We start from the raw sequence: 14,916 nt of genomic DNA, 5'->3' as shown, positions 1-14,916 counted from the left end.
TTGGTTTTTATTTAGTTATTCTTCACTATCGTCTACAATAGTTGTGCCATTTGGATTTTCATCAGCACCTTCGGTCTTTTCCGGGTCTTCCATTAGCTCAACATCATCTTCATCGTGCAATACTTTTGCGACAGCGGCAATAGCATCATTCCCTTTAAGATTGATCAATCTAACTCCTTGAGTTGCACGTCCCATAACTCTGAGGTTTGCTACTTCCATTCTTATTACAATTCCAGATTTGTTGATGATCATAATATCTTCCTCATCTGAAACATTTTTAATTGCAACAAGACTTCCGGTTTTTTCAGTTATAGAAATTGTTTTTACACCCTTTCCTCCCCTATTGGTAATTCTATAATCTTCCAGGCTGGATCTTTTTCCGTAACCATTTTCAGAAACTACGAGAATATCAGAATTAAAATCTTCTACTGAGATCATTCCTACCACTTCGTCTTTATCATTGGCAAGGGTAATTCCTCTAACTCCTGAAGCATTTCTTCCCATTGGTCTGGTTTTACCTTCTTCAAACCGAATAGCTTTACCGCTTCGTACTGCAAGCATCACCTGGCTATCACCATTAGTTAGTTTTGCTTCCAGCAATTCATCGTCCTCTTTAATAGTAATGGCATTTATTCCATTAGTACGAGGTCTTGAATATTGTTCAAGAGAAGTTTTCTTAACCTGGCCTTTCTTAGTGGCCATAATTACGTAATGCTTATTGATGTATTCTTCATCTTTAAGATCCTGAGTACAGATAAAAGCTTTTACGCGATCATCTGGATCTATATTGATTAAGTTTTGGATGGCTCTACCCTTGGAGGCTTTGCTGCCTTCCGGGATTTCGTAAACCCGCATCCAGAAACATTTACCTTTTTGAGTAAAGAATAACATATACTGGTGGTTGGTTCCAGAGAAAAGGTATTCAAGGAAATCTTCATTCCTGGTATTAGAACCCTTTTGACCTACTCCACCCCTATTCTGGGTCTTGTATTCATTTAAGGAAGTCCTTTTAATATAACCTGCATGAGAGATGGTAATTACTACACGCTCATCCGGGATCATATCTTCAATACTTAGATCACCCCCGGCATATTCTATAGTAGAACGCCTTTCGTCGCCGTATTTTTCCTTTATTTCCAGAAGTTCGTCCTTAATAACCTGCATTCTGCGCTCTTTGTGCGCCAAAATGTCTTTAAGGTCTTCTATGGTTGCCATTATTTCGTCATACTCTGCCCGCAGTTTATCCTGCTCCAGTCCTGTAAGTTGACGTAAACGCATTTCTACGATGGCTTTTGCCTGTAGCTCGCTTAGTTCGAAACGTTCAATTAATTTATTTCTGGCTTCTTCGGCGTTGCTGGAAGAACGAATTAAAGCAATCACCTCGTCTATATTGTCTGAAGCGATAATAAGTCCTTCCAGGATATGAGCGCGCTCTTCAGCTTTCCGAAGTTCGTATTCTGTTCTTCTTACTACTACCTCGTGTCTATGCTCAACAAAGTGATAAATAATATCCTTGAGATTGAGCATTTCTGGCCTTCCTTTAACAAGTGCAATGTTATTTACACTGAAGGAAGTTTGTAAAGCTGTATGTTTATATAAGGTATTTAATACAATGTTTGGAATGGCATCGCGCTTTAATTGGTAAACAATACGCATTCCATTTCTGTCAGATTCATCTCTAATAAGACTAATCCCTTCAATTTTCTTTTCATTTACCAAATCGGCAGTTTTCTTGATCATATCTGCCTTGTTCACCTGGTATGGAATTTCAGTAACTACTAAAAATTCTTTTCCGTTAATCTCTTCTAATTGAGATTTGGCGCGCATTACAATCCGGCCTCTTCCGGTTTTAAATGCCTCACGAACACCATCGTAACCATAGATAATTCCACCGGTAGGAAAATCAGGAGCTTTTATATGCTCCATTAATTCATCTATCTCAATATCGTTGTTTTCAATATAGGCAACGGTTCCGTCTATTACTTCAGAAATATTATGGGGTGCCATATTGGTAGCCATACCTACGGCAATACCGCTCGCTCCATTTACAAGAAGGTTGGGAATACGCGTTGGCATAACCACCGGCTCATTTAATGAATCGTCAAAGTTAAGCTGAGTATCTACCGTTTCTTTGTCGATATCAGCAAGCATATCCTCACTGATTTTTCGCATCCTGGCTTCGGTATAACGCATTGCTGCAGGGCTATCGCCATCTACAGAACCAAAGTTACCCTGGCCATCCACAAGCATATAACGCATGCTCCAGTGCTGGGCCATCCTTACCATAGTATCGTAAACGGAAGAATCTCCGTGAGGGTGATACTTACCAAGTACTTCCCCTACGATCCTGGCCGATTTTTTATAAGATCGGTTAGAGAGTACTCCAAGTTCATACATACCGAATAATACCCGGCGATGTACCGGTTTTAAACCATCACGAACATCTGGTAACGCACGTGACACAATGACCGACATTGAATAATCAATGTAGGCCGATTTCATTTCATCTTCAATATTTATAGGAATAAGCTTTTCTCCTTCAGCCATATTGTAAAGTTTATTTTAGTTCTAAAATCTAACGTGCCAATTTACATATTTTATAGATGTTGAAGCCCTAATTGGCGCATTGTTTAACCAAATTTTATTAACAAATATTTAGTGTGCTATCGTTAATAAGTTCCTTATTTTACCCTTTGAATATTGAAAGTAATTTTGTCAATTAGCTAATATCATAGGATTAGGTACAATTTTTGAAAGTTTCGTACTGAATAAATCATAGAGAGAAAGGAAGATAAAGATGGATGATAATTTTTCCCCAAGAGTAAAAGATGTAATCGCATATAGCAAAGAAGAAGCATTGCGTTTAGGCCACGATTTTATTGGCACTGAACACCTTATGCTTGGTTTGCTGCGAGATGGAGATGGCAAAGCCATAGATATTTTAAATGCCTTAGATATAGATTTAAGTCATCTAAGACGTAAAGTAGAAATATTAAGCCCTGCTAATCCAGAATCTACAGCAGTTTCTAACGAAAAAAGAAACCTGCACCTTACCCGCCAGGCAGAGCGGGCATTAAAGACGACTTTTTTAGAAGCAAAGCTTTTTCAAAGCTCCAATATCAATACAGCTCATTTACTACTTTGTATTTTGAGAAACGAAAATGACCCCACAACGAAGCTACTTAATAAGCTTAAGATAGATTATGATGGGGTTAAAGATCAGTTTAAATATATGATCGCTAGTGATGAGAACGATTTTCAGGACAGTCCTACTGCCGAGTCATTTTCTGATGACGATAGCAGCACTGATGATGCTACAAAAGATAATCCATTTAGCGGAAGTGGTAGCGGGCCAGGAAAAACTTCGAAAAAATCTAAAACTCCTGTTTTAGATAACTTCGGAAGGGATTTAACTGCGATGGCTGAAAATGACAAATTGGATCCCGTTGTTGGACGTGAGAAAGAGATTGAAAGAGTTTCGCAAATATTAAGTAGAAGAAAAAAGAATAACCCTCTTTTAATAGGTGAGCCAGGAGTTGGTAAATCAGCTATTGCTGAAGGTTTGGCACTTAGAATAATTCAACGTAAAGTATCAAGAATACTCTTTGACAAACGTGTTGTTACTTTAGATCTTGCAAGTTTAGTAGCAGGAACAAAATACCGTGGCCAGTTTGAAGAACGGATGAAAGCGGTGATGAACGAGTTAGAAAAGAATGATGATATTATTCTTTTTATAGATGAAATTCACACCATAGTGGGTGCCGGTGGTGCCACAGGAAGTCTTGATGCCAGCAACATGTTCAAACCAGCTTTAGCCAGAGGTGAAATTCAATGTATAGGTGCGACTACTTTAGATGAATACAGGCAGTATATTGAAAAGGATGGCGCCCTGGAACGAAGGTTCCAAAAGGTTATTGTAGAGCCAACTACAGTTGAAGAAACTATTGAAATCCTTAATAATATTAAAGATAAGTACGAAGATCACCACAACGTTTCATATACCGATGATGCGATTGAAGCCTGTGTGACTTTAACCAACAGATATTTGACCGATCGTTTTCTTCCAGACAAAGCTATAGATGCTCTGGATGAAGCAGGTGCCCGTGTACATATTACCAATATTGATGTTCCAAAACAAATCTTAGATTTGGAACGAAGGTTGGAAGAAGTACGTGAAAAGAAAAATTCTGTCGTTAAAAAGCAGAAATACGAAGAAGCTGCTAAGCTTAGAGATGATGAGAAAAATCTTGAAAAAGAACTACAAATAGCGCAGGAAAAATGGGAAGAAGAATCTAAAAAGCACAAGGAAACGGTTGATGAAGATAGCGTAGCTGATGTTGTTTCTATGATGACTGGAGTTCCTGTTAACCGTATTGCACAAACTGAAAGTAATAAACTCGTTGAGCTTCCTAAGAAAATTAAAGGAAAGGTTATTGGCCAGGACGATGCGGTTGGAAAAGTGGTAAAAGCCATTCAAAGAAACCGTGCAGGTCTTAAAGATCCTAACAAACCAATTGGATCGTTTATTTTCTTAGGGCAAACTGGTGTAGGTAAAACTCAGTTAGCTAAAGTGTTGGCTCGTGAGCTATTTGACAATGACGATTCACTTATTAGAATAGATATGAGTGAATACATGGAGAAGTTTGCAATTTCAAGATTAATTGGAGCACCTCCGGGCTACGTTGGTTACGAAGAAGGTGGACAGCTTACTGAAAAAGTTCGTAGAAAACCTTATGCAGTAATTCTTCTTGATGAGGTTGAAAAAGCCCATCCAGATGTTTTTAATATGCTGCTACAAGTATTGGACGACGGTTATTTAACTGACAGTTTGGGACGAAAAATCGATTTTAGAAATACGATTATTATTATGACTTCTAATATTGGAGCCAGAAAACTAAAAGATTTTGGCCAGGGAGTTGGATTTGGAACTTCTTCGCAGCGCTCACAAGCTGATGAGAATGCGAAAGGAGTAATTGAAAACGCTCTTAAAAAAGCATTTGCTCCTGAATTCTTGAATAGAATTGATGACGTTGTGATTTTTAATAGTCTTGAACGAGAAGATATTCATAAAATTATTGATATTGAATTAGTTAAACTATTCAGTAGAATTGGAAGCCTTGGTTATAACTTAACATTAAGTGATAAAGCTAAAGATTTTATTGCCGAAAAAGGATTTGACAAACAATATGGTGCAAGACCACTGAACAGGGCGATTCAAAAATATATTGAAGATGCCCTTGCGGAAGAAATTATCACTTCAAAATTAGCTGAAGGCGATAAGATCTTTATGGATCTTGATGAAGAGAAAAATGAGCTTACTATAAAAATAGACAAAGCTATTGAAGAAACAGAATCTTAATATTTTAAAAGATTCTTACACTTATTAAAGGCTATTTGAAATAAGATTTTCAAATAGCCTTTTTTTTATAATATATAAGGAATTAAACTAAATTTGCAAATAATAAATCCCTACAGTAATGATTACAGAAAATCTAGAATTAGAATTTGGGCAGGTGCGCATTTTCAAGAATATTCTTATCGCCGAATTAAATGAAGGTCTTCTATTCAATACTGAAAACAATCATAAATTATTGGCCATTGGCAAAGAAGTTTTTCAAGATAGGTCTTACGGCTATATTTCTTTAAGAAAAAACTCCTACGCGGTAGATCCTTTGGTTTACAGAGACTCTGCCCGTGCAAAAAATTTGAAAGCAATTGCAGTAGTTAGTGATAATGGGCTTATAAGATTGAACGCAGATAAGGTTGAACGTAAATTTTACAAAGACCCTAATTCTTTTGAGGTTTTTGAAAGAATTGAGGAAGCAATAAATTGGATTCAATTCAGAATTTAATCAAAGATATTTTCTGTAAAATTAAAGTTTTCCAGGAAAGATTTTGCAGCTTTTATATGTGGCGCCATTGTTACATCCTTATGCAGTACTGGAACTACATTTCGAAAATCATTTAAAACATCCCCCAGTCTTTGTGATGTTTCTGCAGGTTCTCTAAAATGCATAGCCTGGGACGCATTAAATAACTCGATCGCTAAAACACTGTTTAAGTTTTCTACTACTTTTAAAAGTTTTGTAGCACCGTTAGCTCCCATACTCACGTGATCTTCCTGCCCGTTTGAAGAAACAATAGAATCAACAGAGGCCGGCGTCGCAAGTTGTTTATTTTGGCTAACTATACTCGCAGCAGTATATTGTGGAATCATAAAACCACTATTTAAACCAGGATTTTCTACTAAAAACGCGGGCAAACCTCGTAAACCTGAAACTAGCTGATAAATTCTTCTTTCTGAAATATTAGCTAACTCAGCCATAGCGATAGCTAAATAATCGAGCGCCAAAGCCAAGGGTTGACCGTGAAAATTCCCTCCTGAAATAATTTTATCTTCTTCAATAAAAATATTAGGATTATCGGTAACCGAATTAATCTCTGTTTTAATTGTTTTTCTTACAAAACTAAGGGTGTCTTTACTCGCGCCATGAACCTGCGGAATACATCTAAAACTATAAGGATCCTGTACATTTTCTTTTTCACTTTCGGCAATTTTACTATCCTGTAAAAATCTACGAATACGTTCAGCAGTTTTTATTTGCCCCCGATGTGGCCTTGCTAAGTGCACTAATTCATCAAAAGGCGATAAATTACAATCGAAAGCATCTATAGAAATAGCTCCAATAAGATCGGCCAGGTAAGATAATTTATAGCACTTTAGTAAAGTATAAACCCCGTGAGCGCTCATGAATTGAGTACCATTAAGTAAAGCTAATCCCTCTTTGGATTGCAGCTGCAAAGGTTCCCAGCCCTTCAGCTTAAGCAGTTCTTTTCCACTAATTATACTATTTTCAAAATAAACCTCCCCTTCTCCAATTAATGGCAGAGCCAAATGTGCTAGAGGAGCAAGATCTCCGGACGCTCCCAATGAACCCTGTTCATAAATTACCGGTAGGATATCAAAATTATAAAAATCTATAAGTCTCAAAACTGTATCTAAAGCAACTCCGGAATTTCCATAGCTTAAAGATTGAATTTTGAGTAAAAGCATCAATTTTATAATCTCTTTATTCACTTTATCTCCGGTTCCACAGGCGTGAGATTTCACGAGATTCTCCTGAAGTTCAGTTAATTTACCCGGACTTATTTTCACATTGCATAAAGCTCCAAAACCAGTATTTATTCCATAAACCGGAGTGTTACTTTCGGTGATTTTTTTGTTTAAGTATTTTCTTGATCGCTCAATATTTGATTCAGCTTCTTCACTAAGCGCTAATTTCTTTTTATTCACCAAAATATCTTCAATGGTTTCCAAATCTAAAATTGCTGAGCAGATATAATGATGAGATTGCATAAAATATGGTTTTCTGTAGTAAGGATTGATTCTGAATCTATTGTTATTATTACAATTAAGAATATTATTTCGCTTAGGAAATATTCATGTTTTTATTTCGGATATTATCAAAAAATCATTACTTGAAACCTTTATTTATATCCTTTTAATTATGGCGTCAAAAATCCTATTTCTATTGAAGTAATCCAAATTTAAATCCGAAATTTTAAGTATTAATAATTAAACAATTGTAAAAATTATTTTAGCTCTTTGCTTCTTCTTTCATTAATGCCAAAAAGGCTTTTCCCAGGTTGTCACAAATATCACCGGAAAGTAAAGCTTCGTAGCCAATTTTTTCAGCACAAATATCTCCTGAGAGTCCGTGCAGGTAAACTCCCAAAATTGCGGCTACCAAAGGTTCATATTTTTGCGCCATTAGGCCCGAAATAATTCCCGAAAGCACATCACCACTCCCCGCAGTTGCCATTCCTGGATTCCCGGAGTTATTGATATAGGTATGTTTGCCGGTAAACACAAAAGTATGAGCTCCTTTAAGCACTAAGATAATCTTATATCTTTTGGTAAATTCTTCAATGATTTCAATCTTTTTAAAATCATTATCCCAATTTCCAACAAGCCGTTCGAGTTCTTTAGGATGAGGTGTTAATACTGAGTTTTTGGGTAAAAATTCTAATAAATCCTTATTTTCAGAAAGCATATTTAATCCGTCGGCATCAATAAGCATTGGACTTTTTGTTCTTTCTAATAAATCCTTAAAAGCTCTTACGGTTTTATTAGATTTCCCAGCACCCATTCCAAAGCATATCACATCTGGTTGTAAATCGGTCTCAATATTTGTGAGTTCAATATCACTTTCATCGGTAATTACCATAGCTTCCGGAAAGCTGCTTTGTAGGATTTCATAGCCACATTTTGGAACAAAAACACTGCATAAACCCGCACCAGCCCGTAAAGTAGATTTCGCCGAAAGTACGATGCTACCAATTTTACCATAACTCCCACCAATTACAAGACTATGCCCATAATCTCCTTTGTGCGAATTTTTATTTCTATTCTTATAAAGATGTCGCGCTTCGCGTTTCCCAATAACCTGCGCAATAGGTTTTATATCTTTTAGAAAGTCGCGATCCAGTCCAATATCCAACACCTGTACTTCACCGGCAAAACCCATTGTTTCTGGTAAAAAAAAGACCATTTTAGGAGTTTGAAAAGTAAGGGTGTAATTTGCTTTTATCACTGCATCATTTTCCCCGGGCACCCTATCAGGAAATAAACCCGATGGCATATCTACCGCCAAACAAAACGCACCAGACTCGTTAACATGTTCTAATAATTCTGCTAGCCAACCCTCAGCAGGCCGATTTAGACCAATTCCAAAAATTGCATCTACCACAAAATCCCCGGGCGATATCTCTGGAAAATCTTCTTTTCTTTTTATAAGATCAGGCCAGGTATGACTTTCCTTTTTGTAGCGATCGTAATTCACCAGGAAATCATCAGATCGTTTTTCGCTGTAGTTCACCACATAAACTTTCACTTTATAACCGTACTTATGCAGTAACCGAGCAACTACAAGTCCGTCGCCACCATTATTTCCTATTCCGCAGAAAATTTTAATAGCTATATCTGCACCTTCCAGCCGGGTATGAATTTCATTAAAAACCAGGCTTGCTGCACGTTCCATTAATCGAGTGCTCGAGATTCCTTCATTTTTAATTGTAATCTCATCGGCTTGTTTTAATTGTGCTGCAGATAATATCTTCATAATAGTTTGGTTGAAAAATTACTCTTATAAAATTACAAATTAAAGCCTGAAAGCTTCGTCTTAAAAAACTAATCTAAACTTAAAATTTGAATTGATTTACAATAGATTTTAGGTTTTATCCTTAAAAATTATCTAAGCTTTAAAAGCTACAGTATTTAATCATTCCTCACAAAAAGCCTATTTTAATATTGTATTCAAAGTGAAATGAATAAATTTGCGAAAATTTTAGAGATAATGAAAGAAGTTGCCCTAGCTGCCAGACATAAAAAACTAAATGCCAAAATGGTACCTTTTGCGGGTTATAATATGCCTGTTTCCTATGAAGGAGTGAATATTGAACATCAAAATGTTCGTGAAAAATTAGGTGTTTTTGATGTTTCTCACATGGGGGAATTCCTTATTACCGGGGATAAAGCTTTAGAGCTTATTCAAAAAATTACTACTAATGATGCCTCAAAATTGGTAGACGGCAAGGCACAATATACAGTGATGCCTAATGAAACCGGCGGAATTGTAGACGATTTAATTATTTACAGAATTAATTCTGAAAAATATTTACTGGTTGTAAATGCTTCAAATATAGATAAAGACTGGAATTGGATCGCGCAGCATAATACTATGGATGCAACAATGCGTGATATGTCTGATGAATTTTCCCTTTTAGCTATCCAGGGACCTAAAGCTGCAGAAGCTATGCAAGCTTTAACCGATGTAGATCTTTCTAATATGAAATTTTACACTTTTGAGGTTGCTGAATTTGCGGGAATTGATAAAGTTATTATTTCGGCTACAGGTTACACCGGGAGTGGCGGATTTGAAATCTACTTTAAAAACGAAGATGCCGAGCAAATTTGGGATCGCGTGATGGAAGCTGGAGAAGAATTTGGCATTAAACCAATTGGCTTGGCCGCCCGTGACACTTTAAGATTAGAAATGGGCTTCTGTCTTTATGGCAACGATATAGACGAAACTACTTCACCTATTGAAGCTAAGTTAGGCTGGATCACTAAATTCAACAAAGACTTTATTAATTCCGAAGCTTTAAAGAAAGAAAAAGAAGAAGGACCAAAACGAAAGCTTATCGCTTTTGAAATGGAAGAACGTGGAATCCCACGCCAGGGCTATGAAATTGAAGATGAAAATGGCAAGGTTATTGGCGAAGTAACTTCCGGGACAATGTCACCCTCACTGGAAAAAGGAATTGGTCTAGGTTATGTACCTTCTGAAATTGCTAAATTTGGCAATAAGATTTTTATAAAAGTTAGAAAAAAATCTATTCCAGCCATTCAGGTGAAATTGCCCTTTTATAAAGGATAATTTTTGGAAAGAATCTTAATTTTAGGAGCAAGCGGCTTTATAGGCAATGCCTTATATAAAGAGTTATGCTCCTTTTTTGATACCCACGGTACCTATCACACTCCAAACCGCGTTTTTGAAGAAAATCACCAGTTTCATCATTTTGATATGGAAACTGAGAATATTGAGATTTTACTTAAGAACCTGAAGCCAACAATAATTATTTCGGCTGTTCGCGGAAATTTTGATGCGCAAATTATAGCTCATTTTGAAATCATCAATTACATCCTCACTCATAAATGTAAATTACTGTTTATTTCTTCAGCAAATGTTTTTGATGCTTTTACCAATTTCCCTTCTTATGAATATGACAAGACCTTATCGCAAAGTATTTACGGAAGGTTTAAAATAAAGATCGAAAACGCACTCTTAAGACTGCCCAACGATAAATACAATATCCTAAGATTACCCATGGTTTTTGGCCAGAATTCTCCGCGATTAAAGCAAATTAAAACGCTTATTGATCTTGGGGAAGCTATAGAGGTTTTTCCAAACGTGGTGATTAATGTTACCGAAATTGAGAAATTAACGCAACAAGTTCATTACATTATTAATAGAAAAAAACAAGGTGTTTTTCATTTAGGAAGTAGTGATCTAGTGCATCAAAAAGATTTTATTGAAGAAGTTTGTGAAGTTTTAGGTCATAAAAATCTTGTTTTCAAAAATATCTACGATTCTAACTTCGACCGGTTGTTAGCGGTGTTACCTAAGGAAAACATATTACCTAAGAATCTTCAGATTTCGGTGCAGCAAGTTGCAAAGGCTTCTGTTAAACAATAGTTGTTAATCTTGTACTAAAAGTGATTTAGATTCAAAATTCAGGCTTTAGTTGCTTAAATTTAAAGAACTAATCACAAAAAACATTATAATGAAAAAGCTTAGCGAAGATGAAATAAATAAAAAGCTGGAAAGTCTGGAAGGATGGGTTTATAAAGACGATGCGATTCATACTTCTTTTCAGTTTGCTAATTTTAAGGATGCCTTCACGGTAATGACGCGAATTGCTTTTGAAGCCGAGGCCCAGGAACACCATCCTAGTTGGGGAAATGTTTATAATGAACTTGAAATTTCACTCTCTACGCACGATGCCGATGGTGTCACAGAAAAAGATTTTAAACTGGCAAAAGCTATTGAAGAAATAGTTGAAGCTTCGGCTTAAATTCAGAAAAAAGAGCATTAAAATTTAAAGCTTCCAATTTTTAAATTGAATTGGAAGCTTTTTTATATTTTTGCTTCAATTTTTTATTAAAAATACATGGGAAGAGCATTTGAATTTAGAAAGGCGCGTAAGATGAAACGCTGGTCTGCAATGGCCAAAGCCTTTACTCGTATTGGAAAAGATATTGTAATGGCTGTTAAAGAAGGTGGTCCAGATCCTGATACCAATGCCAAACTAAGAGCAGTTATCCAAAACGCGAAAAGCGTTAATATGCCCAAAGATAATATTGAACGAGCCATTAAAAGGGCGAGTGATAAAAATCAGGGCGACTATAAAATTGTACTTTTTGAAGGTTATGCACCCCACGGAATTGCCGTATTGGTAGAAACCGCTACCGATAATAATAACCGTACCGTTGCCAATGTTCGCTCTCATTTTAATAAATGTGATGGAAATCTTGGAACTTCAGGATCAGTAGAATTTATGTTTGATCATACCTGCAACTTTAGATTAAATGCTGAAGGACTTGACGTGGAAGAATTGGAACTGGAATTTATAGATTTTGGCGCCGAAGAAGTTTTTGAAGATGAAGATGGTATTCACATTTATGCCCCCTTCGAATATTTTGGAGCCATTCAAAAAGAATTAGAAAACCGGGGAATTGAAATACTTTCTTCAGGATTTGAAAGAATCCCGCAGGTTACAAAACCACTTTCTGCTGAAGAAGCTGCAGATGTTGAAAAATTACTGGAAAGACTGGAAGAAGATGATGATGTGCAAAATGTATATCACACCATGGAAGAAACGGATGCTTAATTTTCTCTATTTTAAGACATAAAAAAAGCTGTTTGGAAACTTATTTCTAAACAGCTTTTTACTTTTAATGCTCTCCCCTATCGTGTTTTGTAGGTTGTCCTTTTCTACGTTTCTTTTCTTCTTCTAAAAGAGAAAGTTCACGTCCAGTTTGCCCTTTAACCGAAGTATTTTCCTGGGCTCTTCTCAATAAATAAGGTACTACTTCCCTAACTGGCCCAAAGGGCAATAATTTAGCTGAATTGTATCCTTTTTTAGCCAGGTTATAACTAATATGGTCACTCATTCCATACAATTGGCTAAACCAAATACGCTCATCGTCTAAAGACAAGCCTTTATCCTCCATACTTTGCAACGCCAGGTAATTACTAACTTCATTATGTGTTCCAATAAATAAATGAATATCCTGGAGGTTAGCTAAACAATAAGACATCACGCTATTAAAATTAACATCGGTCGCTTCTTTGTTTTCGCAAATTGGAGAAGTATAATTATATTTTTTTGCGCGTGCATTTTCCTTTTCCATATAAGCTCCACGTACAATTTTAGCTCCTATTTTAAAACCTTCTGCTTTAGCTTTTTCGTGAAGTTCTTTTAAATACTCTAATCTATCCCAACGGTAACATTGAAAAGTATTATAAATAAGAATTTTATCCTTATTGTATTTTTTCATCATATCTTCCATCAACTCATCTGCTGCGAGTTGCATCCAACTTTCTTCAGCATCGGCATATAACCTAACGTTATTATCATAAGCGCATTGGCAAAGGGTATCTACTCTTTTCTTAACACGGTCCCATTCTTCCTTTTCCTCGTCACTTAGGTTAATGCGTTCTGTGATTTTTTCCCAAATAGCGAACCTTCCAATTCCGGTAGGTTTAAAAAGAGAAAAAGGTAATTCTTCACTTTTGGCTGCAAATTTTATAAGCTTCATTTTCTTATCTAGAGCGGCGTCAAATTCCTCTTCGGTCTCTTTACCTTCTACTGAATAATCAAGGATGCTATGTAGTTTTTTAGAATACATGTCCTTGGTTAGTGGCTTACAATCCTCTTCTGTAACACCGCCACAAAATTGTTCGAAAATGGTCTTTTTAATAAGTCCTTCAACCGGAAGATGAAGTTTTAAAGAGAATTTGGTTAACCACGAACCTGCATCTACCAGGGTCTTTTTATTCATCATACTAAACAAAAAGATAGCACGATCCAGTTCTAAATCAGATTTTAATTTAAAAGCTGTTTTTGTGTCATTAAAAATTTTTCTATTTATCATGGGCGTGTATTAATTGGAGCAAATATAATTATTGAAGTTTGATTTTATTATGAATATTTCTGCTTATTTTCGAAGCCGAATCACAAATGCTAAAAACTACAAGAAACTATGTCTAATATGACAGGGAAAGGCCCGGTTTACTATCAGGAAGATGGATTTCTAAAGATAAATGCATACTTAAAGGAAGCAAAACCCTCTAATGTCTTTATCCTGGTAGATAACAATACGCATCGTGATTGCCTTAGTGCTTTTCTCCAGAAAATTGATGCTTCTGAAAATTTTGAGATTTTAGAAATTGAAGCCGGAGAAATTAATAAAAACCTGGAAACCTGCACCGGTCTATGGAATGCACTTTCTGAACTAGATGCCGATCGCAAAAGCTTAATGATAAATTTAGGCGGCGGTGTGGTAACCGATCTTGGCGGTTTCGTAGCATCAACTTTTAAACGCGGCATTAATTATATTAATGTGCCTACAAGCTTATTAGCCATGGTAGATGCCTCGGTAGGTGGCAAAACCGGCGTTGATCTGGGAAATCTTAAGAACCAGATTGGCGTAATTAATCACGCTGAAATGGTGATAATAGAGCCAGCCTTTTTAGGCACTTTACCTCAAAACGAAATGCGTAGCGGCCTTGCCGAAATCCTAAAACACGCATTAATTAGCAGCGAAGATTATTGGAATAGGGTGACTAATTTAAGCGAACTTACTTTAGATGATCTTGATGAGATAATTAAAGAGTCAGTAGAAATAAAATCTAAAGTGGTAACTGAAGACCCTGAAGAAAATGGATTACGTAAAACTTTAAATTACGGTCATACCCTTGGGCACGCCATAGAATCTTATTTTTTAACTCATTCAGAAAAAATAACTTTGCTTCATGGAGAAGCTATTGCTATTGGGATGATTCTCGCTACCTATATTTCAAAGGAACTTCAGGAGTTCCCGGAAACAAAATTAGACGAGATCACTCATAAGATTCTGGATATTTATGATCGGGTAGAATTTTCAGAAGAAGATATTCAGCAAATTATCGATTTAATGAAGTATGACAAGAAAAACTCCCATGGCAATATAAATTTTGTTCTTCTAAAAGATATTGGAGAAACAGTGATAGATTGCAAGGTGGTACCAAATGAGGTTATTTGGAATGCTTTTGAATTTTACAGGAAAGCTTGATTTATAATTTAAAAAGA

Annotated in this window: 11 protein-coding genes; 7 read left to right on the top strand and 4 right to left on the bottom strand. The window is 36.1% G+C overall.

All coding sequences use genetic code 11. The annotated features are described in order from the left end of the window. Positions 1-15: 15 nt before the first annotated feature. Positions 16-2,547: a DNA gyrase subunit A gene (gyrA, locus tag FG27_RS16880; protein WP_037321199.1), complete on the bottom strand. Its 2,532-nt coding sequence runs from the start codon at positions 2,545-2,547 to the stop codon at positions 16-18. A gap of 250 nt (positions 2,548-2,797) precedes the next feature. On the opposite strand from gyrA, the gene FG27_RS16875 reads away from it, so the two are divergent. Both FG27_RS16875 and FG27_RS16870 read left to right on the top strand, forming a co-directional pair. Then, positions 2,798-5,359, top strand: coding sequence for an ATP-dependent Clp protease ATP-binding subunit (locus tag FG27_RS16875; protein ID WP_037321197.1), 2,562 nt, complete (start codon positions 2,798-2,800; stop codon positions 5,357-5,359). 118 nt (positions 5,360-5,477) lie between these two features. Beyond that, complete coding sequence (locus FG27_RS16870; protein ID WP_037321194.1) at positions 5,478-5,852, top strand: hypothetical protein; 375 nt, start codon at positions 5,478-5,480, stop codon at positions 5,850-5,852. Here FG27_RS16870 and hutH read toward each other — a convergent pair. Both hutH and FG27_RS16860 read right to left on the bottom strand, forming a co-directional pair. Beyond that, positions 5,849-7,357 (bottom strand): histidine ammonia-lyase, encoded by a 1,509-nt coding sequence (hutH, locus tag FG27_RS16865; protein ID WP_037321192.1) that lies wholly within the window; start codon positions 7,355-7,357, stop codon positions 5,849-5,851. The genes FG27_RS16870 and hutH overlap by 4 nt on opposite strands. A gap of 241 nt (positions 7,358-7,598) precedes the next feature. Next, positions 7,599-9,122, bottom strand: a complete 1,524-nt coding sequence (locus tag FG27_RS16860) for a bifunctional ADP-dependent NAD(P)H-hydrate dehydratase/NAD(P)H-hydrate epimerase (RefSeq protein WP_037321190.1) — start codon at positions 9,120-9,122, stop codon at positions 7,599-7,601. A 234-nt stretch (positions 9,123-9,356) separates the two neighbouring features. On the opposite strand from FG27_RS16860, the gene gcvT reads away from it, so the two are divergent. The 4 genes from gcvT (at position 9,357) to FG27_RS16840 (ending at position 12,453) form a co-directional block, all read left to right on the top strand. Next, entirely contained in the window at positions 9,357-10,439 is a 1,083-nt protein-coding gene (gcvT, locus tag FG27_RS16855) for a glycine cleavage system aminomethyltransferase GcvT (protein WP_037322427.1), read from the top strand. A gap of 3 nt (positions 10,440-10,442) precedes the next feature. Further along, positions 10,443-11,258, top strand: a complete 816-nt coding sequence (locus tag FG27_RS16850) for a sugar nucleotide-binding protein (protein WP_037321188.1) — start codon at positions 10,443-10,445, stop codon at positions 11,256-11,258. Between the two features lie 88 nt (positions 11,259-11,346). Then, the gene (locus FG27_RS16845; protein ID WP_037321187.1) at positions 11,347-11,637 is read left to right on the top strand and encodes a 4a-hydroxytetrahydrobiopterin dehydratase; all 291 of its coding nucleotides are present in this window, start codon (positions 11,347-11,349) and stop codon (positions 11,635-11,637) included. Positions 11,638-11,733: 96 nt separating this feature from the next. Continuing rightward, positions 11,734-12,453, top strand: coding sequence for a YebC/PmpR family DNA-binding transcriptional regulator (locus FG27_RS16840; protein ID WP_037321184.1), 720 nt, complete (start codon positions 11,734-11,736; stop codon positions 12,451-12,453). A gap of 64 nt (positions 12,454-12,517) precedes the next feature. Here the strand turns inward: FG27_RS16840 and FG27_RS16835 are convergent, their stop codons facing one another. Beyond that, complete coding sequence (locus FG27_RS16835) at positions 12,518-13,720, bottom strand: proline dehydrogenase family protein (RefSeq protein WP_037321182.1); 1,203 nt, start codon at positions 13,718-13,720, stop codon at positions 12,518-12,520. Positions 13,721-13,828: 108 nt separating this feature from the next. Between FG27_RS16835 and aroB the strand changes: the two genes are divergently transcribed. Then, positions 13,829-14,899, top strand: coding sequence for a 3-dehydroquinate synthase (gene aroB, locus FG27_RS16830; protein ID WP_037321180.1), 1,071 nt, complete (start codon positions 13,829-13,831; stop codon positions 14,897-14,899). Positions 14,900-14,916: the final 17 nt, after the last annotated feature.

The sequence above is a fragment of the Salegentibacter sp. Hel_I_6 genome (genome assembly GCF_000745315.1).
Taxonomy (GTDB): domain Bacteria; phylum Bacteroidota; class Bacteroidia; order Flavobacteriales; family Flavobacteriaceae; genus Salegentibacter.
The sequence above is the reverse complement of the archived record's forward strand: the minus strand, read 5'-3'. Positions and strand labels throughout refer to the sequence as shown.

What these genes read in the sequence shown, in the direction of transcription:
- hutH (WP_037321192.1), bottom strand. Translation starts at nt 7,357, where the DNA reads ATGCAATCTCATCATTATATCTGCTCAGCAATTTTAGATTTGGAAACC.
- FG27_RS16860 (WP_037321190.1), bottom strand. Translation starts at nt 9,122, where the DNA reads ATGAAGATATTATCTGCAGCACAATTAAAACAAGCCGATGAGATTACA.
- FG27_RS16835 (WP_037321182.1), bottom strand. Translation starts at nt 13,720, where the DNA reads ATGATAAATAGAAAAATTTTTAATGACACAAAAACAGCTTTTAAATTA.
- FG27_RS16870 (WP_037321194.1), top strand. Translation starts at nt 5,478, where the DNA reads ATGATTACAGAAAATCTAGAATTAGAATTTGGGCAGGTGCGCATTTTC.
- FG27_RS16840 (WP_037321184.1), top strand. Translation starts at nt 11,734, where the DNA reads ATGGGAAGAGCATTTGAATTTAGAAAGGCGCGTAAGATGAAACGCTGG.
- gcvT (WP_037322427.1), top strand. Translation starts at nt 9,357, where the DNA reads ATGAAAGAAGTTGCCCTAGCTGCCAGACATAAAAAACTAAATGCCAAA.
- gyrA (WP_037321199.1), bottom strand. Translation starts at nt 2,547, where the DNA reads ATGGCTGAAGGAGAAAAGCTTATTCCTATAAATATTGAAGATGAAATG.
- FG27_RS16845 (WP_037321187.1), top strand. Translation starts at nt 11,347, where the DNA reads ATGAAAAAGCTTAGCGAAGATGAAATAAATAAAAAGCTGGAAAGTCTG.
- aroB (WP_037321180.1), top strand. Translation starts at nt 13,829, where the DNA reads ATGTCTAATATGACAGGGAAAGGCCCGGTTTACTATCAGGAAGATGGA.
- FG27_RS16875 (WP_037321197.1), top strand. Translation starts at nt 2,798, where the DNA reads ATGGATGATAATTTTTCCCCAAGAGTAAAAGATGTAATCGCATATAGC.